Source organism: Chthoniobacter sp. (assembly GCF_040003245.1).
In the GTDB taxonomy this organism is placed as follows: Bacteria; Verrucomicrobiota; Verrucomicrobiia; order Chthoniobacterales; family Chthoniobacteraceae; genus Chthoniobacter.
In genome coordinates this window covers 1-26,168 of sequence record NZ_JBDUCX010000077.1, presented here as the reverse complement: position 1 = coordinate 26,168, position 26,168 = coordinate 1, and the positions used below count along the sequence as shown (strand labels likewise).

Annotated in this window: 21 protein-coding genes and 1 pseudogene; 12 read left to right on the top strand and 10 right to left on the bottom strand. The window is 63.8% G+C overall.

Translation table 11 applies throughout. The features are described from left to right. Together ABJF10_RS12775 and ABJF10_RS12770 are read right to left on the bottom strand one after the other, a co-directional pair. On the bottom strand, positions 1-201 hold a 201-nt coding region (locus ABJF10_RS12775; protein WP_348544964.1), incomplete at its 3' end, for a hypothetical protein. Between the two features lie 15 nt (positions 202-216). Further along, positions 217-621 (bottom strand): copper resistance CopC family protein, encoded by a 405-nt coding sequence (locus ABJF10_RS12770; RefSeq protein WP_348544963.1) that lies wholly within the window; start codon positions 619-621, stop codon positions 217-219. A 229-nt stretch (positions 622-850) separates the two neighbouring features. On the opposite strand from ABJF10_RS12770, the gene ABJF10_RS12765 reads away from it, so the two are divergent. Beyond that, on the top strand, positions 851-1,240 hold the full coding sequence (locus ABJF10_RS12765; RefSeq protein ID WP_348544962.1) for a cupin domain-containing protein: 390 nt from the start codon (positions 851-853) through the stop codon (positions 1,238-1,240). An 11-nt stretch (positions 1,241-1,251) separates the two neighbouring features. Here the strand turns inward: ABJF10_RS12765 and ABJF10_RS12760 are convergent, their stop codons facing one another. From ABJF10_RS12760 to ABJF10_RS12745, 4 genes are all read right to left on the bottom strand, one after another. Further along, the gene (locus tag ABJF10_RS12760; RefSeq protein WP_348544961.1) at positions 1,252-2,835 is read right to left on the bottom strand and encodes a hypothetical protein; all 1,584 of its coding nucleotides are present in this window, start codon (positions 2,833-2,835) and stop codon (positions 1,252-1,254) included. 3 nt (positions 2,836-2,838) lie between these two features. Continuing rightward, positions 2,839-4,083, bottom strand: a complete 1,245-nt coding sequence (locus tag ABJF10_RS12755) for a hypothetical protein (protein WP_348544960.1) — start codon at positions 4,081-4,083, stop codon at positions 2,839-2,841. Between the two features lie 33 nt (positions 4,084-4,116). Further along, entirely contained in the window at positions 4,117-5,463 is a 1,347-nt protein-coding gene (locus tag ABJF10_RS12750) for a neutral/alkaline non-lysosomal ceramidase N-terminal domain-containing protein (protein WP_348544959.1), read from the bottom strand. Between the two features lie 100 nt (positions 5,464-5,563). Continuing rightward, positions 5,564-7,672, bottom strand: coding sequence for an alpha/beta hydrolase family protein (locus ABJF10_RS12745; protein ID WP_348544958.1), 2,109 nt, complete (start codon positions 7,670-7,672; stop codon positions 5,564-5,566). 150 nt (positions 7,673-7,822) lie between these two features. On the opposite strand from ABJF10_RS12745, the gene ABJF10_RS12740 reads away from it, so the two are divergent. From ABJF10_RS12740 to ABJF10_RS12715, 6 genes are read left to right on the top strand one after another with little or no spacing between them, the layout of a single operon-like run. Continuing rightward, a complete protein-coding gene (locus ABJF10_RS12740; protein WP_348544957.1) occupies positions 7,823-9,322 on the top strand; it encodes a hypothetical protein in 1,500 nt (499 codons plus the stop codon). An 8-nt stretch (positions 9,323-9,330) separates the two neighbouring features. Beyond that, entirely contained in the window at positions 9,331-11,964 is a 2,634-nt protein-coding gene (locus ABJF10_RS12735) for a PVC-type heme-binding CxxCH protein (protein ID WP_348544956.1), read from the top strand. A 26-nt stretch (positions 11,965-11,990) separates the two neighbouring features. Continuing rightward, positions 11,991-13,037, top strand: coding sequence for a Gfo/Idh/MocA family oxidoreductase (locus ABJF10_RS12730; RefSeq protein WP_348544955.1), 1,047 nt, complete (start codon positions 11,991-11,993; stop codon positions 13,035-13,037). A gap of 28 nt (positions 13,038-13,065) precedes the next feature. Beyond that, positions 13,066-13,842 carry a PIG-L family deacetylase gene (locus ABJF10_RS12725; RefSeq protein ID WP_348544954.1) on the top strand — a complete coding sequence of 259 codons (777 nt, stop codon included), beginning with the start codon at positions 13,066-13,068 and terminating at the stop codon, positions 13,840-13,842. Continuing rightward, a complete protein-coding gene (locus ABJF10_RS12720; protein WP_348544953.1) occupies positions 13,839-14,777 on the top strand; it encodes a glucosamine-6-phosphate isomerase in 939 nt (312 codons plus the stop codon). Before ABJF10_RS12725 ends, ABJF10_RS12720 begins: the two co-directional genes overlap by 4 nt. 21 nt (positions 14,778-14,798) lie before the next feature. Beyond that, positions 14,799-15,923 (top strand): glycosyltransferase family 4 protein, encoded by a 1,125-nt coding sequence (locus ABJF10_RS12715; protein WP_348544952.1) that lies wholly within the window; start codon positions 14,799-14,801, stop codon positions 15,921-15,923. Here the strand turns inward: ABJF10_RS12715 and ABJF10_RS12710 are convergent. Continuing rightward, on the bottom strand, positions 15,904-18,147 hold the full coding sequence (locus ABJF10_RS12710; protein WP_348544951.1) for a dienelactone hydrolase family protein: 2,244 nt from the start codon (positions 18,145-18,147) through the stop codon (positions 15,904-15,906). The two genes, ABJF10_RS12715 and ABJF10_RS12710, sit on opposite strands and share 20 nt — an antisense overlap. Then, positions 18,144-19,334: an exo-alpha-sialidase gene (locus ABJF10_RS12705; protein WP_348544950.1), complete on the bottom strand. Its 1,191-nt coding sequence runs from the start codon at positions 19,332-19,334 to the stop codon at positions 18,144-18,146. Before ABJF10_RS12705 ends, ABJF10_RS12710 begins: the two co-directional genes overlap by 4 nt. 94 nt (positions 19,335-19,428) lie before the next feature. On the opposite strand from ABJF10_RS12705, the gene ABJF10_RS12700 reads away from it, so the two are divergent. Beyond that, positions 19,429-19,893, top strand: a complete 465-nt coding sequence (locus tag ABJF10_RS12700; RefSeq protein WP_348544949.1) for a RidA family protein — start codon at positions 19,429-19,431, stop codon at positions 19,891-19,893. Between the two features lie 7 nt (positions 19,894-19,900). Then, positions 19,901-21,004 (top strand): D-TA family PLP-dependent enzyme, encoded by a 1,104-nt coding sequence (locus tag ABJF10_RS12695; RefSeq protein WP_348544948.1) that lies wholly within the window; start codon positions 19,901-19,903, stop codon positions 21,002-21,004. A gap of 147 nt (positions 21,005-21,151) precedes the next feature. On the opposite strand, the gene ABJF10_RS12690 is transcribed toward ABJF10_RS12695, so the two are convergent. Both ABJF10_RS12690 and ABJF10_RS12685 read right to left on the bottom strand, forming a co-directional pair. Further along, on the bottom strand, positions 21,152-22,495 hold the full coding sequence (locus ABJF10_RS12690) for a trehalase family glycosidase (RefSeq protein WP_348544947.1): 1,344 nt from the start codon (positions 22,493-22,495) through the stop codon (positions 21,152-21,154). A gap of 573 nt (positions 22,496-23,068) precedes the next feature. Continuing rightward, positions 23,069-24,412, bottom strand: a complete 1,344-nt coding sequence (locus ABJF10_RS12685; RefSeq protein WP_348544946.1) for a Gfo/Idh/MocA family oxidoreductase — start codon at positions 24,410-24,412, stop codon at positions 23,069-23,071. Positions 24,413-24,505: 93 nt separating this feature from the next. Between ABJF10_RS12685 and ABJF10_RS12680 the strand changes: the two genes are divergently transcribed. From ABJF10_RS12680 to pyrG, 3 genes and pseudogenes are all read left to right on the top strand, one after another. After that, complete coding sequence (locus tag ABJF10_RS12680) at positions 24,506-25,045, top strand: HAD family hydrolase (protein WP_348544945.1); 540 nt, start codon at positions 24,506-24,508, stop codon at positions 25,043-25,045. Then, positions 25,038-25,772, top strand: coding sequence for a 3-deoxy-manno-octulosonate cytidylyltransferase (gene kdsB, locus ABJF10_RS12675; protein ID WP_348544944.1), 735 nt, complete (start codon positions 25,038-25,040; stop codon positions 25,770-25,772). The genes ABJF10_RS12680 and kdsB overlap by 8 nt, the downstream gene beginning before the upstream one ends. Before the next feature lie 44 nt (positions 25,773-25,816). After that, positions 25,817-26,168: pseudogene (pyrG, locus tag ABJF10_RS12670) on the top strand (CTP synthetase); the annotation flags it as partial.

Genomic DNA, 26,168 nt, shown 5'->3' with positions numbered 1-26,168 from the left:
AAAGAAATCGCAGGCGGTGGCGAAGGCGGCCACGAGCGCGCCGATCATGACGAGACGCTCCACGCCGGCGAACAGGGCGCGGGCGACGGTTACGGTCGACGTCCGCGCGGCGGGCCGGATGAGCCACCAGATCGCGAGCACGCCGCCGCAGGCGACGGTGAGTCCGCAGAGCAGCAAGGCGTGCAGGGCCGAGTGTTCCATCGCCGCCGCGGCTCGTTAAGGTACGCGAACGCGGAAGGTCGAGCGTCCGGGCGCGCTGTGGCCGTCCCGCGAAAGGACGCGCCATTCGACGATGTATTCCCCGGGTGAGAGCGCGCCGAGTTTCACGGTGAGATGGGTGCGGTCGCGCGGATCGATGACCGGTTTGCCCTTCGCAAAATTGTTCTTCTTCTCCGCCACGAGATCGGCGGCGGGAATGACGGTGACGGTATTAAAGCCGTCCTCGAGCAGTTCATTGAACCAGAGATCGATCTGCCTGGGCGCGGAGGAAAGTTCCGCGCCGGTTTTCGGCTCGGCACGCAATAAGCGCGCGTGAGCCCAGGCGCCCGGCGTGCCGGCGAGGGTGAAAAGGAGGATGAGGAAAACGACGCGGGGAATGCGCATGCGCAGAGGGATAAACATGATCGCCCTCGGGAGAAATCTATTTTACTCGCCGTGTTCGCCCAGCCTCGCCATCCATCGTTTTACGGAATGCCGTAAGTTGCGACCGGGCTCGCCCAGAGCCTCACTATGCTACGTGAAAACCTCTGCACCCAGTGCAAGTGACCATCGTCGGATTTTGTTTGCCTCATCCGCAACCGTTCCCTAATTCGTCTAAAAATGTTTGGGTGTACTGATTCTCAAGGAATGCATGAGTGCTGAATTAAAAGCAGTGTGCCGCGCGGCGGCTGGAGAAGTGATCGAGACCGCTTGGGGGCGCCTCGTTTGGACGGCTTCGGGTCAGGTGGGGAATGCGATGACAATGAGCTTGGGCCGGGCGACGATCTTCGCGGGCAAGGAGAACCCGCGGCACCGGCATCCGAATTGCGATGAAATCCTCCATCTGGTGGCGGGCCGGCTGGAACACACCCAAGGGGAGCACCGTTGTGTGTTGGAGCCGGGCGATACCGTATGTATTCCCAAGGGCGTGTGGCATCAGGCGCGGGCACTGGGCGGCTGTGACGCGGAGATTGTGATTTGCTTCGATTCGCCAGATCGGCTGACCGAAGTCGACTCGTCGATCTTGGGTAATCTGCCCTGAAAGCCCTGAAATCAGGCCGGTGCGCCGGCGTAGAGCGCGTAAAGCCGGGCCTCGCCGGTGGCTGGAAAACTGATTCTCACGGCGAATGATTGGGGCAGTTCCTTTGACCAAGGGATCGCCTGCCGCACGCCGGAGGCAGTAATCCGTGCTGAGAAATCAGGGATCGGCTGGCCGTTTGCATGGAGCAATTCGAGCAGCAGTGGCGCGTCGGCGGAAACGCCGTCGACATTGACGAAGAGTTGCGCGTCGTGCGGGACGGCGAAGGTTTTCGTCACGCATTGCGCGGGCGCGTCTTTTACTCGCGGCGAGAGATAGCCGAAGCCATCGCGGCGCAACGTCGCGAGGCCGATCTCTTGGGAGCGGAATTCCCCTTCGCAGTCCCAATGCGAATACCAGATGTAAGTTTGTTCACCGACATTGGCGAAGGCATGGCCTTGAAGGAGGCAGATGTTGTCCCACGCGCCTGCGCCGCCGCGGGCGATGACCTTGAAGTCGGGTACGGGTTCGCGGAAGTGCACGCCGTCGTTGCTCACGATGAAGCCGAGATCGATGCGCGTGCCCCAGAGGTGCGTGGAGCCCTTCGGTTTTTCGGCGGGGCCATCCTGCCACTGGCCGTAAAGGCCGAGCATGACGTTGCCGCGATTCCACAGTCCGGCGCCCATATGCGTCTGCTGGCCCTGGAGCGGCTCGGCGAGCAATTGCCCGGGGCGGGCGAAGGCGAGATCCTTCGCACGTGACCAATGATCGAAATCCGAGGACTGGTAGGCGAGCATCACGCGGCCACACGCGCGGCCATCGGGGAGGGAGGCCCACGGCGACAGGAGCTGGCCGGTGGCATAATAGGTGCCGTTGAAACGGTACAGGCCGGAGACTTCGAAACGCTCGCCGCCGGCATTCATCGGGCGATCGCCGACGACCTTCCAGCGGAGGCCGTCCGCGCTCGTGGCACCAATGAAGCCGCACCAGCGGTGCTCGTCGGGGCCGATCTTGCTGCGTCCGCCGCGCACTTCCTCGAAGGGCACGTGCGCGATGTAAGCGACCTTGAACCGTCGGGACAGATCGGGTTCGCGCGGGTCGTGCATCACGGAGAGAAAATCATTCACCCGGCTGAGCGAGAATTGGTCGGACTCGATGAGGCAGATATTGTTCTTCGTGCTGCCGTTGAATTCGACGAGACCGAGTTCGGGCTTAGTCCAATGGATGCCGTCGTCGCTTTCCGCATAACACATCGGGCGCCACCAGCCGGGCGCCTGGCCCTTCTCGATTTTTCGCTGGGTCATGCCGAGATACCACATGCGAAATTTGCCGCCGACGTGCAGCACGCTGCCGTAAAGGATCGCGTGACCGTAATCGGGGGAGCCCTCGGGGCCGCAGCGCAGGATGGGGTTGCCCGGGTGCTTGTCGGCGGGGACGAGGGTGAGCTTGAGATTGTCCCGCCACGGGATGCTGTGGTCGTCGAAAGCGAAAAGCGTGAGTTCGCGGGCGGATGCTTCGATTACCGGTGTGGGCTCTGCTGCAGGTGCGATGCGGGCTAGCAAAGGGGCGAGTGCCGTGGCAGTGAGACCGCCTTTGAGGAAGGAGCGACGGGAGGGCATGACTTAGGGGTGCGGGGTGAGTTCCTTGAGCAGGGCGGGGGCCTTGGCACCGCGGGCCGCACCCCAGAGGCCGTTTTTTTCCGGCGCGAGGCCGATGACGGTGTCGTCCATCGTGACCTTGCCATCCGCGGCGACCAAATGGCAGCCGAGCAGAGTGACATGCTGGAGATCGAGCGCGCCGCCCTTGCTCACCCGGGCTTCCGCCGGCTCCGCTTCGCGGCGGATGAAGACATTGTCGAGCAACAGCGAGCACGTGCCGGGATCAGTGCCGGACAGTGACAACGGAGTGTGCGCGTGCGAGAGGACGATTCCATTGCGAATGACGTGGCGATTGGTGCCGACGAAGAGCAGGTCGACGCCGAGGCAGTCCTTGATGAAGACGTGATCGTATTCGGTGACACTGTCGACGGTGTCGGCAATGCCGGTGGAGTTGCCGATGGAGACAAGGCCATCGACGACATACCGGCAGTCGTCGTGCGCGCTGATGCCGTCGTCGCCGCACTCGAAAGCGCCAATGTGCTCGAAGACCACATCGCGGCAGGAGCCGTGGATGTTATAGCCGTCATTGTAGACGTGCGTGGCGTTGACGTTGCGGATGGTGATCCAATGGTTCGTGCCGCTGATCTGGATGCCGGCGGAGCGCATGGGTGCGGCGATGTGCGCGTCGGCGAGCTCCTGCCCCGGCGGCAGCTTGACGTAAAAGGAGCCGAAGATTTGCGCCGACTTCGGCACGCTGCGCGCGTCGTCCTTCACGAAGGTCCATTCGCCGGGCTGCAACTCTTCGACCTTCTTGAGATCGGGCCGCAGTCCCTTCGAGGTACGGCCCATGTGATTCATTTTGCCGTCCCACAAAAAGAACCAGCGCTGGAGGACGGCGTCATCGAGGCGCAGCAGGTTGTCATTGCGAAAGAGCCCGGGGGAGACTTCCGGCCAGTCGGCGGGATTGAGCGCATCGCTGCCGTCGAGCGTTGCGCCGTGGCCGTCGAGGGTGATGGGCTTGCCGGGTTCGCCCGTGCGATTGTGGAAGACCGCGGATTCTTTGTAGACCGCAGTGGCGAGATGGACGGTGTCGCCCGGTAGCGCGGCTTTGACCGCGCGGGCGATGGTCTTCACCGGGCCATTCGTGCCGTCGGCCTTGGTGGCGAAGCCGTTGGCGTGATCATCGCCGCTGACAGGGTCGACGTAATAGTCGGTGGCGTGGAGCGCGGTAGTGAAGGCGAGGAGCGCGGGGAGGAACGAGCGGAGCATGGATCCGATGGTCGGGTGGGCGTGTGGCGCCGATCAAGGCGCGATTGCGTGGAGCAACGCATGAACCTGGCCGATGATCCGCTCCTCGGTCGTCGAGGCCCAGGGGCCGGGCAGGCGGCTGTATTTCATGGCATCGACGGCTTCGTAGCCGCCTTCCTCGAGCACGCGGCGACTCGGGATGTAAGTCATCACGTCGTTGCAATAGCCGGCGATCCAGACCGGCGGGCCGGCGAGTTCGCGTTTCAGGCGCAGGGAGTAATCGACCACGGTTTCACCGGCCAGGCCGACGAAGGTCAGGCCATCGCCAAAGCGCACGACTTGCACCGGATAGGGATAGCCCGGGGGGAACGTCTTTTCCTGGTCGAGGCGGTTGAGCAATTGCTGCGCGTGGCTCGCGTCCAGTTTGTTCGGCGACTTCAATTGCGCTGCCAACTCGGCGCGATCCGGCAGATGGGCGAAAGCGATTTCGACATCGGCAAGCTTCTCGCGCAACGGCCCGCTCACGGGTTGCGCCGTCGCGGTGAGCGCGGCTTCCACGGCGGTGGCGAGATTGCGCCCGTGAAATTGTGCGAGTTCGATTTTGCCGCGTGGGTAGGGGTTCTGGTCGCCGCCGCAGCCCTCCAAGAAGAGCGCGACCGCGCCGGGATGCGCGGCCTCGATCGACTCCTGCGCGTAGCCGGCGTAGTCGCCGCTCCATTGGTAAAAAGCGAGCGTGGTATTGTGGCAGGCGTAGCCGAAAAGGATGGCGCGCACGGCGCCATCCGTGCCGATCACGCGCAGCACCGGGACATCCTGGTCGACCGGGCCTTCCGGATTGGGCGAGTTATGATAAGTGCCGTCGAGCAAGAGGCGGCGGTTCATGGCGAATCCGCAGCGTGCGTGATGATAGCTTAGCTGGGCGGGTGCGGCCAGGGTGAGCGCATCGCCGACGATCTTGAACAGCGTTTTGGTGAGGAATTTGCCGTACGCTTCTGCTTGCGACGAGTCCCCCGCGGCCACGTCGATGCCCGGCTTGCCCGAAACCGTGTAGTCTGGCCCGCAGTGGGTGTGAGAGACATTGAGCAGCAGCCCCTCTGGTGGCAGGTGATAGGCTTCGCCCAGCCGCCTCTCCAATTCAGCGCGCAGCGTGCGCGGCACGCCGACGAGATCGAGCGTGACGAAGACAAAACGCGTGCCGTGCGCGTCCTCGAGCGCGAGCGCCTTGGCGTATAAATCGAGGGCGGTGCCTTCCGCCGGCTTGGTGCGCGAGGCGTAGCCGGCCATCATCATGGGTTCCTTGGGCGTGATCACGGCTTTGGCCACGCCGGCTTTCCAATCGGTTTCCGCAGCGTGGAGGGTGAGAGCGCAGAACAGAGTGAGGTACCGGGGGATGAGTTTCATGGGGAGATTTTCGAATCGGGACTGGAGGGAAGCGCGCCGTCGCTTCCTTGGTGAGGGGTTATTCCCGGCACCGACGGCGCGGTGCCCTCCAGCATATTTTCTACTTCGCCACGGCATCGAGCGGTTCGCGAATCTGCACGCGCTTGTCATCGAGGTTCAGTGCGGCGGCGACGCTTTTTGCGTACTCCCACGGAGCTCCGTCATCGGTGTAGATCGCGACGGTAGAGTGCTCGGCGGCCAGGGCGACGGCCTGCGGGAGATCCAGATGGCGCAGGACATTCAAATAGATTGGCCCGTTGTGTTGCGAGGCGGGCAGCGCGTGGAGGTCCAGGCGCCTGACGTCGGGAATGAAAAGGGAGGCGTAGAGCGCATTGGCCGCCATCGTCTTTCGCGCCTGTATCCAGAGCGGAGTTTTGGCGAAGCCGGGGACGGTCCGCAGCGCGGCGGCGGCGCGGGTGATGTCCCAGACCTGGCCGCTTTCGAGCGATTCGCCGAGCAGGAGCAAGCGGCGGCGCAACTGCGTTTGTTTGACCAGCGAGAGGGCCGACCAACTCGTCAGGCCGGTGCCGCGCGGTGAGAAGTAGGCCATCGCCCATTTTGTGCCCACCAGCATTTTATGCTCCTCGGCGAAGGCGCTGGCGTCGGGTTTGACTCCGGGAAACTGGCTGCCAAACGCCGTGGCCGCCAGGGCGCGAAACTCCTCCGAGCCTTCGTCGCTGAGCGTATTCAGGACGACGAGTTCGAGGTCCTCGGGCTTCACGTCCACGCGATGCAGCAGCCAGAGGGTGAGCGGGATGTCGGCTTCGCTGTGGAAGTCGACCTTGGTCAGGCGCAGCCCTTCGGCGGTGGATTCGGTGGGCGTGATCGCTGGCGGTTTCACGGCGTCGCTTGGCCACGCGCGGAAGCAATCGTGGCGCAGCGCTTGCATCCAGCCATCGCGCAACTGCGGCCATTCCGCTGCCGTGGGTGGCTCGGTCGGCGCGGTGAAGGCGGGGACGAACGATTGATCGATGGCGGTCACCTTTTCATCCTTTGGCAGCTCGGCGAAGACCTTGAGTTCGCCTGGCTTGAAAGCCGGGCGCGCGGGTTCGTCGATGAGGTCCTCGCGCTTGGCGCCCTGGAGGAAACGATCGATCCAGTTGAAGGCGCCGAAGTTGAGCTGCTGCGTGTCCTTGTGCGGCCCCTCGGCGATGTGGGTGCCGATGTTCTCTTCGTGACCGAGCGTGCGGTAGAGCGCGCGGGTGCGGTTGTAGATATCCATCACGCCATCGAGCGGGAAGATGGGGTCCTTGTCCGAATTGAGGATGAGCAGCGGGCGCGGCGCGACGAGCGCGGCGACGCGGTCGAAGTCCCAGCGCTCGGTGTTCACCATGAACATGCAGTCGCAATGCCCCTCGATGGCCCCATCGAGGATGTGATTGCGCAGCGTGGTGATGCCGGCGGTGGGCGCGGCGACCTTGATGCGCTCATCGAGCGCGGCGATGTACCAGGAATACGCGCCGCCGCCGGAGCGACCGGTGACGCCGAACTTCGTGCGCTCCACCTCGGGGCGCGTCTCGAGATAGTCGAGCGCGCGGATGCCATTCCATGCTTCCACTCCGGCCGGCGTGTAACCGCGCGCCGGCCACCACCAGCGTCCTTCTTTGTAAGTGCCGTGATGCTCCCCATGGATTTCACCCAGCTCGATCGTATCGATGACCAGGCACACATAACCATGCCGCGCGAACCACACCCCGTGATGCTGATAGGCGGTTTTGTTGCCCATGCTCACGCCGTCCTCGATGACACTGGCGTGACCGCAAACGTAGAGGATCGTGGGCAGCGGGTGCGTCACTTCCTTGGGTCGGTACAAGTCGCCGGTGACATAGAGGCCGGGCAGCGATTGGAATTGGAGTTTCTCCACCACAAAGCCATCGCCGTTCACCGTGCCGGTGATGACCGGATGCAGATCGCCCCGCGTCGGCCAGGGATCGAGGCCGAGCATGCGCTGGAGTTGCTGGCGCATCTCCGCCTGTTTGGCCGGCCAGTTTTCCGCGGTGATGCCCTTTTGCCAATCGGCCGAAGAAAGTTCCGCGACGCGACGCGCGCAGTATTGATCAAACGGCGCGGGCAGGAATTCGCGGGGTTCCTTTTTGGGCGTCTGCGCGTTCAGCCAGGGCGCCATAGCGAGCAGAGCGAGGACCGCGACAGAGAGCTTGGGGTGGAACATGGTTGGGGAAGAAATGAGCGGTAATGAGCCGAAAAGCGAAACATCGCTTATGAATACATTAGACAGGATATTTTCAGAAACGACGATTTTCACGCTTGCACGAAAGGTCGCTCGCGCTTCAATAGCCGCGCTGTTTCCCTGAGCGACCCCATGAACAAGTTTTTCTTTGCCGTCTTGATCTGTGCCTGCCCACTACTCGCCCGCGCCGGGGTGAAAGCCGGGTTCGCCGAGCGCGATATCACCCCCGATCTCGGGATGGAAGTGCCGGGCGGCTACGGCAAGGCGTTCTCCAAGAAGATTCACGATCCGTGCAAGGTGCGCGCGTGTGTCTTCGACGATGGCCAGCATCGCGTGGCGCTGGTGGGGCTCGATGCGCTGGGCGAGTCGCGGGCGCTGGTCCTCGAGGCCCGCGCCAGGATCGCCGAGCGTTGCGGCATTCAGCCCGATTCCGTGATGGTCAATGCCTCGCATTCGCACTCCTCGGGGCCGATCATGATGGTGCAGCCCGGCGAGTTCGATCATGCGTCGGATTTGGTGAAGGATCTGGCGTATAACAAGTCGTCGTGCGCCGATCCGGGCTACCTGGCGAAGGTGCGCGATGCGATCGTCGACGCCGTCGTGGCGGCAAACGAGGCGCGCGCGGAAGGCACGGCAAGCTTCGGGGTGGGGCACGAGGACACGGTCGCTTTCAATCGGCGCATCCGGATGAAGAACGGCCTGAGCTATTCGCATCCGGGGAAGGGAAATCCGGACAACCTGGAATTCGCCGGGCCGGTCGATCCCGAGGTGGGCGTGATCGGCTACTGGAATCCAGAGGGCAAGCTGGTCGGATGCGTGGTGAACTTTGCCTGCCATGGCACGGCGAGCGGCCCGTGGGTCGGTGCGAATTGGATTTATTACCTCGAGCGGGCGATCCAGGGTTTTTACGGACCCGAGACGAAGGTGGTCTTTCTGCAAGGCGCGTGCGGCGACGTGACGCAAGTAAACAATCTCGATCCGCACGCGAATCCCGACAGCGATGCGTGGTCGCAATTCGTCGGTGGCCGGGTCGGTGCCGAGGCAGTGAAGGTCCTCACCGGCATGTCGCAGACGCGCGTGGCCGATGTGCCGGTCGCGGCGGTGCAAAAGATCTGGCAGATTCCGCGCCGCGTGCCGGCGCCGGAGAAGGTGAAAGCCGCGCTCGAACTCGCGCCGAAAGACCCGAAGGAAGCTGGCGCGGATTGGGTGTGGGCCAAGGAGACGCTGATGCTGGACGCGCTCATCGCGCAACATCCGAAAGTGGAAGTGGAAGTGCAGGCAATCCAGATCGGCCCCGTGGTCTGCATTTCCGATCCTGCGGAATATTTTTGCCAATACGGCCTCGAGTTGAAAAAGGGCAGCGGCTTCCCGATCACGTTCCCCGCGGAGTTGGCCAACGGCTGCGTGGGCTATGTGCCGACGCTGGAAGCCTTCGGCCCGAACGGCGGCGGTTACGAGACGCGGCTCTCGGCTTACAGCAATCTCGACATCACGGCGGGTGATCAGTTCCGCGACGCGGGCTTGGAGCTCGCGCACCAACTCAAGCCCGCATTGCTGCCCGAGCGGCCGATGGCGCCGCCGTTCAAGGGCTCGGGCTGGCTTTACGGAAATCAACCGCCGCAATTGAAATGAAACAACTCATGTTCCGATCGTCTCTGCGCCTCGGCGCCTCCGTGGTTTTGCTTTCCGCCGCTTCGCTTCTGGCGAGCGACACCGGGCTTACGCCCGAGGAAGAGCTCAAGACGTTCAAGGTCGAGTCTCCGCTGCGGGTGGAACTCGTCGCCGCCGAGCCGCAAATCGAGTCGCCGTGCGCGATGGCCTTCGACGACCAGGGGCGCATCTTCGTCGCCGAGAACCGTGGCTATCCGCATACGAACGAGCCGGCGCAGGGACGCATCGTGATGCTGGAGTCGACGCACCACGACGGCCATTTCGACAAGAGCACCGTCTTCGCGGAAGGCCTCACTTTTCCCAATGGCGTGCTGCCGTGGAAGGGTGGCCTGATTGTGACTTGCGCCCCCGACGTGCTCTTTCTGAAAGACAACAAGGGCACCGGCAAGGCCGACGAGCGCCGCGTGTTGCTGACCGGCTTCGACGATGCCAAGAGCACACAGTTGCGCGTCAATTGCCCCACGCTGCGTCCGGACGGCTGGATTTATTTCGCGGCCGGGTTGGTTGGTGGCACGATCACTTCGCCCGAGCATCCAGAAAAGCCGGCGGTGAAAATGACGGGCGACTTGCGCTGGAATCCGCAGACTGGTGCGATCGAGACGCTCGATGGGCGCTCGCAGTACGGTATTTCTTTCGATCCGCTGGGCCGTCGTTTCATCTGCATGAACCGGCTGCCCGTGCAGCACGTGGTTATTGAGTCGCGCTGGCTGCGACGCAATCCCCGCCTGGCTTTCAGCGACACCGTCCAGGACTGCAACGAGCGCACGGTGAAGACGGGTCTGCGCGGCGGTGGCGATGGGGTGCGTATCTGGCCGATCAGCCACAATATCACGACCGCCGATTCGCACGCCGGGTCGTTCAGCGCAGCGTGCAGTGTGCGCATCTGGCCCGGTGGCGCGCTGCCCGCGCTCTATGACGGCTGCGCATTTTCCTGCGATCCGACGGGCAACCTCGTGCACGTGGACCGGCTCGTGCCGCATGGGGCGACCTTTGTCGGCGAGTCGCTGCTGGACAAGCGCGAGGTCTTCGCCTCGAGCGACGACTGGTGCCGCCCGGTGTTTCTGACGCGCGGCCCCGATGGCGCGCTCTACATGTGCGACATGTATCGCAAGATCATCGAGCATCCGGATTATCTACCGGCGGAGATCCGCAAGCACAGCAACTTCGACGCGGGCAAGACCCTGGGACGCATCTGGCGGATTACCTCTTCCAGTGCGGACGGACGCCAGGCGGCGAGTGTGCCGGTGGCGCCGGACAAGAGCCTGGAGCGTGAGGACGTCGACCAAGTGCCGCTCGATCTTTTGCTCGCTGGAGCGGAGAGCCCGGACGCGCGCATTCGTTTCCGCGCGGCGTTGGGCCTCGGCGATTCCAAGGATGTTCGGGTGCTGCCGGCCCTCACGCATGTCGTGTTGGCGGGAGCGGACGACAAATGGACGCGCGCCGCGGTGCTGAGCGGCATCGCGGGGCGGGAGCGCGAATTTGCCACCGCGCTGTTCGCGCAGATCAAGGAGTCGCCCGGGGTCTTCGATCTCATGGGGGACCTGGGTGTGATCTTTGGCCGGGCCGCGCTGGCGGAGAAGCGGGATGCCCTCGCGAGTGACTCCCTGCCGTTGAACGACAGCACGCCTGCGACCTTGCGCATCGCTTTTCTCGCCGGAGTGGCAGACGGCGCGAACGCCCACATCAGCGATAAAGCTCCCGCCCTGGTCAGCGCAGCGGTGGTCGATTCGGCAAAAGTGGCCCAGCAGCATGCGGCCTCCCTGGAAAGCCGCACCCGCGCGATTGGGCTGCTCAAGCACGCCGATTGGCCGGCAGCGGGGCCGGCGCTGATGGCGGTGGCGACGAGCAAGGAGCCATTTGATTTGCGCACCGCGGCCGTCCGGGCGGCGGCGAGTTTCAATGAGACGGAAGTCACGACGGCCTTGCTCGCGGCGAAACGGTGGGCGGCCATTGCGCCGACCGAACGGGAAATGACGCTGGCCGCGCTCCTCACGCAGCCGGCGCACGTCCCACGCGTGCTGGATGCGATCGAATCTGGCGCACTGCCGAAGAACGCGCTGATCGCGGCGCAGCGCACGGCGCTTTCCAAGAGCAAGGACACCGCGCTGCGCGACCGCGCGGCCAAGCTGCTCGGCGCGCCGGCCGACGGCGATCGCATGAAAGCCTACGAGGCAGAGAAAGTGGTGCTGGACCTGACCCCGAATCCGAAGCACGGCGGCGAGATTTTCAAGAATATCTGCTCGACGTGCCATCGGCTGAACCAGGAGGGCAACCAGGTCGGCCCGGACCTGCTCGACATCCGCAGCCAGCCGAAGGAATCGATCCTCATGCACATCGTGGTCCCCGATTTCGAAATCGCACCCGGATTCGCGGCGAGCAATATCGAGCTGAAGGACGGAAGCCTGAAACTCGGGATCATTGTTTCCGAATCCGACGAATCGGTCACCGTGCGCCAGTCGGGCGGCGTGGTGGAAAACATCCCGCGTTCCAATATTACGTCGCTCACGGCGAGCGAACATTCGCTTATGCCCCCCGGGCTGGAGGCGGCGATGAGCAGGCAGGACATGGCCGATCTGCTGTCCTTTTTGAAGGGCGAGAATTAATTTACAAACGGAAGCAAACCCATTTCATGAACAAAAAATACCAAGTCGCCATCATCGGTTACGGCTGGGCTGCCACGGCCCACATCGCCGCGATCAACGCCACCAGCAACGCCGAGGTGTGCGCGGTGTGGTCCTCGCGTCCGCTCGATTCGAAGGAACTCAGCGCGAAGCACGGCAGCAAGATCACAGCCTATTCGGACCTCAAGCAGATGCTCGCCAGCCCTGAGGTGCAGGTTGTGGACATCACGAGCTATCCCAATCAGCACGCGGAGCAATTCATCGCCGCGGTGCGCGCGGGCAAGCACGTGATCATCGAAAAACCCCTCGCGATTGAATGGAGCGACATCCAGGCGATGAAGCGCGCGGCGGACGAGAGCGGCGCGAAGGTCTGCGTGTGCTTCGAGTGCCGCTGGTCTTCGCAATTTGTCGCGACCAAGGCGGTGCTGGATGCCGGGCTCATCGGCTCGGTGCACTATGGCGAGGTCGACTACTATCACGGCATCGGGCCGTGGTATGGGCAGTATCGCTGGAACACGAAGCGCGAACTCGGTGGGAGCGCGTTGCTCACGGCGGGCTGTCATGCGCTTGATGCATTGCTGCTTTGCCTGGGCGACAAGGTCGAGGAGGTCACGAGTTACAGCGCGCAGAGCAAGAACGCGGTCTTTGCGCCCTATGAATATCCCACGACGAGCACGACGCTGTTGCGGTTTGCCAATGGTGCGGTCGGCAAGAGCGCCGCGGTGGTCGATTGTTTGCAGCCTTACTATTTCCACGCGCATCTCGTGGGCAGCGAGGGCTCGATCCTCGATAACAAATTCCACAGCCAGAAGCTGGCGGGCTTGAACAAAAACACATGGTCGCAGCTCTCGATGAACATGCTCGATAGCGGCGACGTCAGCGATCATCCGTACCAGACGCAATTCCAAGCCTTCTTCGACGCGTTGCAGGCCGGCAAGGACATGCCGCTGACGAGCTTTGCGGATGGGCTTGCCACGCATCGGGTCATCGCCGCCGCGGACAAATCCGCCGCGGAGAAGCGCCCGGTGAAGATCAGCGAAATACCTGTCGCCTAGGCGTCTCGCCTTCGCCCACTCTGCGGATATGCCCACGGCCCTCGCTATTGCCGCACACCCGGATGACATCGAATTTGTCATGGCTGGGACGCTCCTGCTGCTCAAGGAAGCGGGTTGGAAAATTCACTACTTGAATGTCACCAACGGCGACATGGGCAGCACCGTCATGAGTGCCGCCCAAACCGCACGCGTGCGGCGCCGGGAGGCGCAGGCCGCGGCCCGGGTGCTCGGCGCGAAATGGCACGCTCCGTTTTGCCCGGACCTGGGCGTTTTCTACACCGAGAAGAATATTCGTCAGGTAAGCGCGATCGTCCGGCAGGTGAAGCCGTCCGTCGTCTTCACTCATGCGCTGGCCGATTACATGGAGGACCATATGGCTACGGCGCGGCTGGCGGTCACCGGGACCTTTACGCGCGGCATTCCGAACTACCGTTCCATCCCGGCGCGCCCGCCGACGCTGGAATCCTGCGTCGTTTACCACGCCATGCCGCACGGCCAGTGCACGCCGACCCGCGAGCCGGTGCAGCCAGAAATCTACGTCGATACCTCCAGCGTGCATGAGGCGAAGCGCGCGGCGCTGGCCTGCCACACCTCGCAAAAGGAATGGCTCGATGCCACGCAAGGGATGGACAGTTATCTCGCGACCATGGATGTCTTTTCGGGCAAGCTCGGGAAGCAAACGCGCAAGTTCCAGCAGGCCGAAGGCTGGACGCGCCACCTGCATTTTGGCTTCGGCGCCGAGGAGGATGACCCGCTGCGCGACGTCCTCGGGAAAAAATATCTGCGCAACCCCAAACGCCCATGAACCTCCGCACCTCCAGCATCAGCCCCGATTGGTGGGACTACACCTGCCTGCCGCTCGACATCGTCGAGGAAGTCGCCCGCCTGACGCCGCGCGATATCGAGAAACTCTCGCGTCCCGGTTTCCGCGTGGTTTTCTACGACACGCTCGAGGATTTTTACCTCGCTGAGGCGCTCGAGTACATCAGCGCGTGGAAACAGAGTACGGACGACAATCCGGTGGGCATCTGCGGCCCCATCGGGCCTACCGAGCAGCTCCCGCTTGTCGCGCGCCTCGTGACCGAACTCGGGCTGGATGTGCGCAGCGGACATTTCTGGGGCATGGATGAATGGTTCGATGTGGAGACGGGCCGGGAGATGCCGGCCACGCACCCACTTTCCTTTGAAAAGGCCGACCGCGAGATGTGCTTCAATCGCATCCCGAAGAAACAGCGCATGCCCGATGCGCACCTGCACTTTCCGAAAGCCGACACCGCCGCCTACACAAAGACGTATGACGCAGGGGTGCGTTGCGCGGTGATGCAAGGCGGGCAGGGCGACGTGAAGCACTGGGCCTTCAATGACCCGCTCCAGCGCAAAGGCAAATACAAGGCCGCGCCGCCCACGCCCGCGGAATATCGCAAGCTGGCCACGCGCGTCGTCGACCTGCATCCGCTGACCATCGCGCAGAATGCGCGCACCAGCGGCGGCGGCAACATCGCCATGGTGCCGACCAAGGCGATCACCGTCGGTCCCGTCGAGACATGGAAGTCGGAGAAGGTCTCCATCTGGCAGGCCGGCACGCACGACAATCCTTTCGGCCAGCGGCTCACCGCGTATCTCATCTCCAGGCGCCTGCCGACTTCCTGTGTCCCCATGTCGCTCCTGGCCGATCATCCCAACGTGCAATTCAACTACTACCGTGGTGGCCTCGGCACCTGCGCGGTGGAAATGCACTAGACGGGCTGTGGGAGGGGCTGCATGAGGATTGCTTTCGTCGATTTTTCCGGCTGGGACTTCCACGTCCGCAGCGTGGAGACGCTGCCGCTGGGCGGTTCGCAATCCGCCGCGTGTTATCTCGCGCAGGCCCTCGCGGCGGAACACGAAGTCTTCTTCCTCACCCACACCACCGCTCCCGGCCGGCACGCCAACGTGACCTGCTTCTCATGGCCGCAAACGCCGCTGGAAAGTCTGAAGGCATTGCACCTCGACGTGTGCGTGTGCCTTCCCGGCGCAGGCCATGGCCGTTTGCTGCGGGAGGCCCTGGGACCGGAAACACGACTCGTGCTTTGGACGCAGCACCGCATCGATCAACCAGTGATGCAATCTCTCGCGGAGCCCTTGGAAAGCGACAGTTACGATGGGTTCGCCTTCGTCAGCGAATGGCAGCGCGAAGAATTTTGCCTCGGCTTCGGACTGCCGCTCGCTCGCACGCAAGTGCTGCGCAATGCCGCTGCCCCCTTTTTCGTAGACCTCTTTCCGGAAGGCGAGTCGATCCTGTCGCAGAAGGCCTTGCCGCCAGTGCTCGCCTATACCAGCACGCCCTTTCGAGGCCTGGACCTTCTCGTCGCAGCATTTCCGGCGATTCGTGAGCAGGTGCCGGGAGTGCGACTGCGCATCTTTTCCAGCATGGCGGTGTACCGGGAAACTCCCGCTGACGATCAGGCGCGGTACGGGTCGTTGTATGAGCGCTGCCGCCAGACTGCGGGCATCGAATATGTTGGCTCCCTGCCGCAGCCGGCGCTGGCCCGCGAATTGCGCGAAGTGTCGGTGCTGGCCTACCCCAATACGTTTCCTGAAACGTCCTGCATTGCCGCGCTGGAAGCGCTGGCCGGCGGTTGCCGTATCGTCACCAGTGCGCAAGGCGCCTTGCCGGAGACGACGGCGGGATTTGCAGAACTCCTCTCCGTGGACCGGGACCGCTCCCACGACATGCGCGAATTTATCGAGCGGACGGTGAATGTTATTCGGGAGATGCAGAGCGGGGATCCTACGGTCGAGAAGGAGCTCCAGCGTCAGGTGCAATACATTCAGGAGAACGCCACGTGGGCCGCGCGCGCCCGGCAATGGGAGGATTGGCTGCGAGCTACTTTTGCGGCCAGTTGAGGTGCTTGTGCAGGAACTCGAAGGTGCCGACACCGTGGATGGTGTGCGGGCCGTCGAACCACTCGATCTCCGCGCGGTCGCCGATGCCAAGCTTGTCGTAGCCGCGCCTCACCTTGGCAAATTCATAGCCGACCCATTCATCCATGCCGACCCCGTCGTCGTGGCCGCGCTCCACCATGAAAGGCCGCGGCGCGATGAGCATCGCCATCTCCGCGTAATTGGCCGTATTCGCGAGATTCCACTCCGGCATTTCGTATTCGCCGGTCGTCATGTAAGTGCCTCGATAGTTGGTGCTCACCACCTTGCGAATCCATTCGTTGAAATCGCCGGAGCAGATCGATAAACAGTAACGATCAAGCAGGGCAGGGAGTCGCATCGCGCTCTTTCCGCCATAGCTCAAGCCGTAAAAGCCGATGCGCTGTGGGTCGACGAACGGCAGGCCGGCGAGCCACTGCGTAGTGACGTCGTGCTGCGCGAGGATGAAGGAAAAGAGCGAGAGCCCGAGCGGGTTGGCGCGGCGTTGTAGGACGCGAAAGTTGTCCTGGCCGCGATAGGGGTTGTGCGGGGCGTAGGTGATGAAGCCTTGCTCCGCGAGCTGCGTGGCGAAGCCCTTGTAAAAATGATAGGCGGGTCCCTTGGGATCGGGGTTCACCGTATCCTCAGGCACGCCTTCGAGCCCGTGCTGGCAGACGACGACGGGCCGCCGCTCGCCGGGCTTCAGGTCTTTCGGCACCAGCAGCCAGCCCCACGCAAACACATCGGGGAAGACGTCGAGAGTCACTTCATAGGCGCGCAGCTTTTCGGTTTCGTAGAGCAGCCGCGTGCGGGGATTCGGCGGAAGAAAATCCGCCTCGATTTTGCCAATCGAATCCCGCCACAAGCTCTCATGCAGCGCGCGTTGCGTGGCGTCCCATTCGGCGCCGGGTTTTATCTTGGCCCAGATGCGGGCCGTCCGGTCGCGCTCCGCGACATCGATCAGGCCCTGCGTGAACGCTTCCAGTTCCCGCACGGTGCGCTGCTGTCGCGCATCGATCAATGTGGGCACGGGCTGCGTCATGAAGCCCTCCGTCTCGGTGGATTCGGAAGATCCGCCGAGCGCGGCGAAGAGTGCCGGCGCGGCCTTGGGGGCCATTGTGACCACGGGCGATCCCAACCGATGGATGATGGCATCCGCGCGATCTTTCTCCGCGGTGATTTGCTCGCTGGTGAACGGCGTCACGCCGCCGGGCGCCGCGCCTTTGCGCTGGGCCTCGGCCGGTGGCGGACCATCGATTTTCGGGCCGGGGGCTGGGTCGATGAACAGTCGCCGGGGAGTCATGAGCGCCGCCAGTTCGGCATTGCCAAAATTACGCAGCAGCCCGAACCCATTTCGGTAGATCGGTTCCGAGTAGAGGCTGTCATGCGGACCGAAGTATCCCGACACGGCCGCGGCCTTGACGCGTTCGTCCAACGCCGCGGAGATAAGCGCGATAAGGCCGCCTTCGCCGTAGCCGACGATGCTCATCTGCTGCGCGGCTGCGGTAAAGGGTGAATCCTTGGCGCGCAAAGCGTCGAGCGCGGCGAAGACTTTTTGCGCCTCGTAGCCGATGACAGTGCGGCCCATCTCGAAGCTCTGGCGGTAGATCCACTCGCGGTGCGGCTGATTCGTAAAGCGCTGCATGGCCTCGACGCCCGACCAGTTGTCGCGGCGGTCCACGAGCACCGGGACCAGGACGAAGAAACCTTGGGCGGCAAACTCCGTCGCGTGCGGCGTGTGCTCGGGGATTTGGTCCGCATCCGGAACGATGATGATGACCCCACGCGGCGGCGTGGCTGGACGGAAGAGCACGCCTTCCCCGTGCACGCCCGGAAAAACCGGCCAGCGGACATGAGCGGCCGACCATTTGCCGTGCGCCGCTTCCGCCGGTGCGCCGGCGATACTGACTTCCTCGATCAATCCCGGTGTGCGTGCGTCCACGATGCCGAGCACGCTCCGCAATTCTTCGCGACGGGCCTTCGTAAATTCATCCCATTTTGCGTGGTCACCGGTCGCGGCCTGCCAGGTGCGCGCACGCTCCTCGGCGGCGTGCGACGTTTCCCGAACCAGCCACTGGTCGATGCCTGCGACCATCTTCGCGGAAAGATCGCCCGCGGCTTCGAGCGGTTGCGTGCCGGGGAGGGGATCGGCGTGCGACATCGCGCCGATGGCGATGGCGAGAAGGGAGGTGAGGGCGATGGTCTTCATGTAGTGATTTTCCACCGAGCCTGCCGCAACACGGCGTACGGCGTGTCCTTCATGTGTTCGTACCAGACGGTGAGCAGCGAGCTGTCGTCGAACTCGACGGTGCTTGGATAGCCGAGGTCGCCGGAGGTGCCATCGCCGTAAATGAGGAGCGGTTCCGACCAGGTGCGGCCGGCGTCCGTGCTGACGCGCGCTTGATTGCCGAACGGCGCGCGGCGGTGGCCGTAGGTCATGAGCAGTCGGCCATCGCGCAGGCGATTGAGGAAGGACGGCAGGCCCCAGACGCCGATGGAATGCGGCTCGGTCCAGCTCTTGCCGCCGTCGGTCGATTCGGTCTGCAAGGTTTCGCCGGAGTTGGTTTTGTTATGATTGCGGATCTGGGCTATCACGCGGCCCCCGCCGGCTTCGACGGCGTGCAACTCATGATACTGCGTCACAGAATCTCCCGCGCGCACCGGAATGTCGGCCAGCCATTTCCATGTCGCGCCGTCGTCGGTGGATTCGCCCACGCCGGCCTTCTGCTCCGTGGTCCAGAGTTGCTTGCCCACGTAGAGCAGGCGGCCATCGGCGAGCTGGGTGGGGCCGTGCGGGCTGTTGACGAGGGTGGGGTAGCGCGCCGACCACGTGATGCCGCCATCGGTCGAGCGGACCATCCATTCCCCGAGGTTGGCCTTCCGCTCCTCCGCATTCAGGCGGGTGTAGGCAGCCTGCCACCTTTGCAAACGCTCCTCTGGCCAGGCGCCCGGCTGGCCTTTCTTTTTCTCCGCGTCGAGCAGGCTGCGCTCGTAGGCGAGCGAGGTGAAAGTGGTGGCGAGCAGGGTGCCGCGCGCGGTTTCGAGGACACCCGCGTCGCGATCGTCGCTCGGGCTGTCCAGGATGGTTTGCGGCCAGTTCCATGTCGCGCCCTGGTCGTGCGAGACCATCATTTCCACGCGACCGAAGGGGCAGATGTGGCCCTCGCGCCCGCCGGAAACGACGAGCACGAGGTCGCCGTTGCGCCGGCGAGTGACTGTCGGCCAGCCGTGATAGTACTGCGGTTGCAGGCTGATCGTGCGTACTTCTTCGACCACGGCGCGCGGCGTCGATTCGGCGCGGGAGCGCGTTCCAAGCACTGCTGCGGCGGTGGCGAGCCCGGCGCCTTGCAGGAAATGACGGCGCGAATTACCTTGGGGGAATTGGGGAGGAACCATGGTTGCCATTTATGGCAAATTGTTGCCTCATGCTGCAAGAAACGATGAATTGTTTTCGCACCCCGCATACAGTTCCATCCATCCCCATTTTCCCATGACCCCTGAATCCCGCCTCACCGAACTCCATCTCGAACTTCCACCCGCGCCGCTGCCGGTCGCTGTCTACAAACCGGTCGTGATCGTCGACCGCATGGCCTACGTTTCGGGCCACGGCCCGATCCGCGTCGACAAGACGCTCATCACCGGGGTCGTCGGCCGCGACCTGACGCTGGATGAGGGCAAGGCCGCCGCGCGGCAGGTGGGGTTGGCGATTATCGCGACTTTGCGCAAGCACGTCGGCGGCCTGAACCGCGTGAAGCGCGTGGTCAAGGTGCTCGGCATGGTCAATTCCGCGCCGGATTTTTACGACCACCCGAAAGTGATCAACGGCTGCAGCGAACTTTTCGCCGACATCTGGGGTCCGGATTGTGGCGTCGGCGCGCGCAGTGCGGTCGGCATGGGGCCGCTGCCGGGCAATATCGCCGTGGAGATCGAGGCCATCTTCGAACTCAACGAATAGCCGCGCCATGGACTGGTTTCGACTCACGAACGAAGGGGAAGTCGCCTCCCCGGCGCTGCTGCTTTTCGAAGAACGCATCGAATCCAACTTGCGGCGCATGATCGAGATCGCCGGCGGCCCGGAGCGGTTGCGGCCGCACGTGAAGACGCACAAGCTCGGTCCGCTGGTCGCGCGGCAAGTGGCGCTCGGCATTCAGAAATTCAAGTGCGCCACCGTCGCCGAGGCGGAGATGTGCGCGGAGGCGAAAGCGCCGGATGTGTTGCTCGCCATGCCGCCGGTCGGGCCAAACATGCAGCGGCTGTGCGAGCTCGCGAAGAGATATCCGGGCACCCATTTCTCCACGCTGGTCGATGATGCCGGGGCGACGCGCGCGCTCGGTGCTACGGCAGTGGGGGCGGGACTCACGCTGGATGTTTTCCTGGATCTCGATTGCGGGCAGAATCGCACCGGTATCGTTCCGGGAGACGCGGCGCTGGAACTCTATCGGCGGGCGACGACCACGCCCGGGTTGCACGTCGCGGGACTGCACGCTTATGACGGGCATATACATGAAGGCGACCTGGCGAAGCGTCGCGCGCTTTACGAAGCAGCGTTTGCGCCGGTGATCGCGTTTCGCCAGCAACTTGAGAGCGCCGGATTGGCCGTGCCGGTGCTGGTCGCCGGTGGCACGCCGACGTTTCCCTTTCATGCACAGCAAAAGGACCGCGAGTGCAGCCCTGGAACCACGGTGTTGTGGGACTTTGGCTACGGCGACCGGCATGTGGACCTGCCGTTTCTCCCCGCGGCGCTGCTGCTCACCCGCGTGGTTAGCAAGCCGGGGTCGAACCGGCTCTGCCTCGATCTGGGGCATAAGGCGGTCGCCGCCGAGAATCCGCATCCACGGGTGCGTTTCATTGAATTGCCGGACGCCCCGGCGGTGTCGCAAAGCGAGGAGCATCTCGTCATCGAGACCCCGCGAGCCGCGGAGTTTTCCGTCGGTGACACGCTGCACGGCATTCCGCGCCACGTCTGCCCGACCGTCGCGCTCTACAGCGAGGCGACGCTGGTCCGCGACCGCACGGCCGTGGAGCGCTGGCCGATCCTCGCGCGGGCGCGCCGTTTGACGATTTAGGTCGCGTTGGCGAAATGCGCGTTGCGCTTGGGGTGCAGGGCGCGTGTCCCCACGCGCCGGGTTGGCGCGGCGACGTGGATTCTCATCCGGCGCGTGGGGACACGCGCCCTACACCTGTGATCACCGCGTTTGCTTCGTCAACACGGCCTATCGGGCGACCCCGCCGGAAGCGCGCCACAGGTCCACCATCGCGAAGAGCGGATTGTGGCCGAGATAATCGACGCAGGGGATTTTGCGGCCCTTGGGTTTGCGAGCCAGCGTCTTTTGGTCGCCGAGTTCCGCGTCGTAGAATTCCCACACCGTGCCGCTGCGCTGGAATTCCGTGGCGGTGGCATCGAGCGCTTTTTCCAAGAGCTGCCGGGCGGCATCGGCGCGTCCGTAGCGGGCGCAGCCGCGCGCGGCCCAGTAGGTCATGCAATTCCACGCCGGCCCGCGCCACATGCGGCGCTCGAATTTCGGGTCGGAACGCGCCACCGTCGCGATCGGATGCGCGGTGAAGAATTCCTTGGGATTGAGGAGATGCTCGTCGATCACGCGTTTGGCCTGCGCGGGCGTGGCCGCGCCCACGACCACCGGCCACATGCCTTCGAAGGCGAGGTGGCGGAGCTCAGGGCGGCGCGCGACCCAGCTATCGTAGAAAAAGCCCGTTTGGTCGTCCCAGCATTGCGCGGTGATGAAGCGTTGCAGCTTCGCCGCCTTGTCCGCCCACATCGCTTCCGGTTTGCCGAGCGCGCGGCTCCAGCGCGCGGCGTGATCGTAGAGCATGTAGACATGCGCCGTGGCGTCCACACTCGCGGCGGGGCCGGGCGGCCGCTCGTCGTAGCGGATGCCTTCGTCCATCCCGCTCTCCCAAGTCTTCTGCACGACGTCGAGATAGTAAAATCCGCCGTTGGACGCCGCGCGTTTAACTTCAAACCAGCCGATTTGTTTGCGCAGCGCCTCGAGGCACTCGGCGAGGAATACCTTGTCCAACGGCGCGGCCAGGCACGCCTCGGCCGACACCACCCAGATCGGTGGGAAACCTTTGTCCGGCTTGAAGGCGGCCTTGCGCGCGGCGTCGAAGCTGACCACGCCGGGGATCAATCCGTCGGCCTGTTGTCCGGCGAGCTCGTTGCGGATTTGATTACGCGCGTGTTCCGGCAACGCGCGCACAGTGTCGAGCCGCTCATGCGTGAGATCGATGTGACCGAAGATTTTGCCGCCTTGATAACCGGGCCCGATGTCCTCGAAGGGAAACTTAAAATAATCGAGGGGCGGGTGGACGCTCTGGCCGTGCAATTCCGCAAGATACAGCAGCATCGGCTTCCACGCGGGGTTGGAAGGTTTGGCCGCCTCCTTCAAGAGCGCATCGCGGAGGGCAGTCCCTTCGGGTGTGGGCGGGCCAGCGGCGAAACTGCCAGCCGGTAGCAGTTGCCCCACTGTGAGAACCCCCAGTCCGCGCAAAAAGCAACGGCGGCGAAGAGGTGCGCCCGGTCTGGGGGAATGGCTCACGGCGGAGAGGGTGGGGAAAGAGAGGGGTTACAATGCAGCGTCAGGCAGGGTGTTTGTAGCCACTTGACAGGGGACTGCCAAGGTGATACGTTTGGACACGGTTGACGGTAAGGGTATTTGGTCCGGTCGGCGAAGAAGCGGAGGGCGGGATTTTCACGAGACAATGCGATGTCCTATTGACCAGTTTACGAAGGGTTATGCCGTGGGCTCTTGCCTCGGCTGCGCCCTTGCGCCGCCGTGGCGCGTCGATTTTGCGTCCACCTTCTTTCCTCGCTCACTCTGGAGTTCCGACCCGTTCCGACTAGTTCCGACCCAAGAAGTGGCAGCGACCGCAGGCTCTCCCTCCTCAAGCCGTCATGACCGCCGGCGTTTAGTCTCTCTCGCTTGTTTCGTGGCTCCCTCCCACCGCCTCCCAGCGCCGGTTTACTCTGGAGATCCCACTGAATCCCACTCGATCCCACCGCCGAAAATTGCGGCCCGAAGCGCATTTCGACTGGGAGCGAATGCTTCGCTCAATCAAGGCGAATCAAGGTGAATCAAGGCCGCATTTTTCTCCCGATGCTTTGCTACCCCTTAAATCTCCCAGCCGCGACGGTAAGCCCGGCGGACGTACTGGTTGGCCTCGGCGACGTTGGTGAACTTCAGCTCGGCGGCGTTCCAGTCCAGCGTCTGCTGGGGAAAGCGCGAGGCGACGCTGCCGAGGAGCACCGCTTCGGTGAGCGGTCCGGCGTAGTCGAAGTTGGCCGTCGTCTTGCCTTCCCCGCGCGCGGCGTTGATGAACTGGTGCCAGTGATCTTCGCCCGCGACGGTTTCGATGGGGTGGCCTTTGGCCTCGCCGAGGAGGCGCGGCATGCCGATGTGCGGGAGGACCATCACGCCGTGCGTGCCGCGGAAGATGCTGCCTTGGTCGGGGAGTTTGTTGTTCTTGTCGTCCGCGGCTGCCGCGTCGTCGATGGCGAGGGCCTGGATGTGAGCGGGTGGGCGTTGGATGCCATCGTACCAGGTGACGTCCACGGTTTTTCCATCGGTGAACGCCGTGCCGGGGAAGGTGTAGTGGCAGATGGCGTCGGTGGCCCAGGAATGATCATTGGGTGCGGCTCCTTCGCTGCGGACGCTGAGTGGCGCGGTAAGCGCGAGCGCCTTGAATACGGGATCGTAGATGTGGCAACCCATGTCGCCGAAAGTGCCGGTGCCAAAGTCCAGCCGCTTGCGCCAGTTCGCAGGATGGTACCAGCCCTGGCCGATGAAGGCGCGTTCGGCGCAGACGCCGAGCCACAGATCCCAGTTGAAACCCTCGGGGATCGGATCCGTGCGCTGTGGCTGCGTGCCCTTGTCGCCCCAGGCCTTGCTGCTCCACGTGTGGACCTCCTTGATCTTCCCGATGGCCCCGCTCTGCACGAGCTTCACGGCGGTGCGATACTCCGTGCTGCTGTGAATCTGGATGCCCATCTGGGTGACAGCCTTTTTCTCCCGAGCCAGTTCCGTCAGGCGGCGCGTCTCGGCGAGGTCGTGAGTGAGCGGCTTCTGGCCGTAGACGTGCAGTCCGCGGTTGAGCGCCGCCAGGCCGATGCGCGCGTGCATGTGGTCGGGCGTGGAGACGTTGACCGTTTGGAGGTCGCGCTCCTTCTCGAGCAGCTCGCGGAAGTCCTGATACACGCGGGCGGCGGGGAAGAGCTTGCGAAATTCCACCGCGCGATTCAGGTCGATGTCCGCGGCGGCGACGATCTCGACGCCGGGATGCTTGGAGATGGCCTTGAGATCGCTCATTGCCATCCCGGCCGCGCCGAAAGACGCGTGGTGGATTTTGCCATTCGGCGACTGGGCGCGCAGACCGCGCGTGACGAAGGGGGCGCCGATGACCCCGGCGGCGAGTTGCTGGAGGAACGTGCGGCGTTTGATGGAGTAGGGGAGTCGCATGGCGAACTGGTAGTGAACGCGCCGAAGTTTGACAAGAGCGACGACGCGAAAACGACTTGCGTGCGGGCCGCTGCGGCGCAACTGTCCGCGCCCATGTCCACCACTTCCCGGCCAGCCGTCTTTCTCGATCGCGACGGCACGCTCATGGAGGAGGCCCACTATTGCAGCCACCCGGACCAGGTGCGGATCATTCCCGGGGTGCCGGAGGCGCTCCGCGCGCTCAAGGACGCCGGCTACCGGCTGGTCATCATCACGAACCAGAGTGGCATCGGCCGCGGCTACTACACGCTCAGCGATTACGAGACCGTGCAGGCGCACTTCCTCGGCCTGCTGGGCGAGGGAGTGATCGATGCCACCTACTACTGTCCGGAAGCCCCGGAAGCCGCTTCGCCCCGCCGCAAGCCGGAGACCGGCATGGTCGTCGAGGCCCAGCGCGACCTCGGACTCGACCTCGCGCGTTCCTGGTTCATCGGTGACAAGGCGGTGGACGTGCAATGCGGCCTCCGTGCCGGCATGCGGCCCATCCTCGTTCTCACCGGGCACGGCGCCGATCAGGACGCCGCGGGCGCGGAGTTTGTGGCGAAAGATTTTGCCAGTGCGGTCGCATTTATCTTAAAGACTTCGGATGCCTAAGGTTGCCGTCGTCATCCCCTCGCGTTACGCCTCGACCCGACTGCCCGCGAAACCGCTTCACCCCATCGCCGGGAAGCCGCTCGTGCAGCACGTCTGGGAGCGTTGCGCCCGCGCCAAGGGGGTGGACAAAGTGATCGTGGCCACCGACGACATGCGCATCGCGGAGGCCGCATTTGCTTTTGGAGCGGAAGTTGCGATGACCTCGCCCAAGCACCGCAGCGGCACCGATCGCGTCGCCGAGGTGGCGAAGAAACTGGCCGGCTTTACCCACATCATCAACGTGCAGGGCGATGAACCGCTCGTCGATCCCACGGTCCTTTCCAAGCTGGCCGCGGCCATGGCCAAGGACCGCAGGATCGAGATGATCACCTCCGCCAGCGTCTTCACACCCGAGGACGACCTCACGAACCCGAACATGGTGAAGGTCGTGCTCGATCGCGAAAGCAACGGCCTCTATTTTTCCCGCTCGGTGATTCCCTACGTGCGTGGCGACGGCTTGCGCCCGCAATTCTACCGCCACCAGGGCATCTACGGCTACACTACGAAGTTCCTGCTCCAGTTTGTGAAATGGAAGCCGGGCATCCTCGAGCAGGCCGAATCCCTCGAGCAACTCCGCGCCCTCGAAAACGGGACGAAGATCCGCGTGATCCTCGCCAAGCACGCCGCGGTGAGCGTTGACACGCCCGAGGACGTGACCGCCGTCGAGCGCCTCCTCGCCCGCAACTGATTTTCGTCGTTCTCAACTCTCAACACCCTACTCTCCACCCTTAAGTGAAATACATTTTCGTTACTGGCGGCGTCGTTTCCTCGCTGGGCAAAGGCCTCGCGGCGGCTTCGCTCGGCACGCTGCTCGAACATCGCGGCCTCAAGGTCGTGATGCAGAAATTCGACCCGTATCTCAACGTCGACCCCGGCACCATGAGCCCCTTCCAGCACGGCGAAGTCTACGTGCTCGACGACGGCGCGGAGACCGACCTCGACCTCGGCCACTACGAGCGCTTCACCCACTCGGTCCTTTCGCGCTCGAACAACACCACCAGCGGCCAGGTCTACCAGACGGTGCTCGATAAGGAACGCCGCGGCGATTACCTCGGCAAGACGGTGCAGGTCATCCCGCACGTCA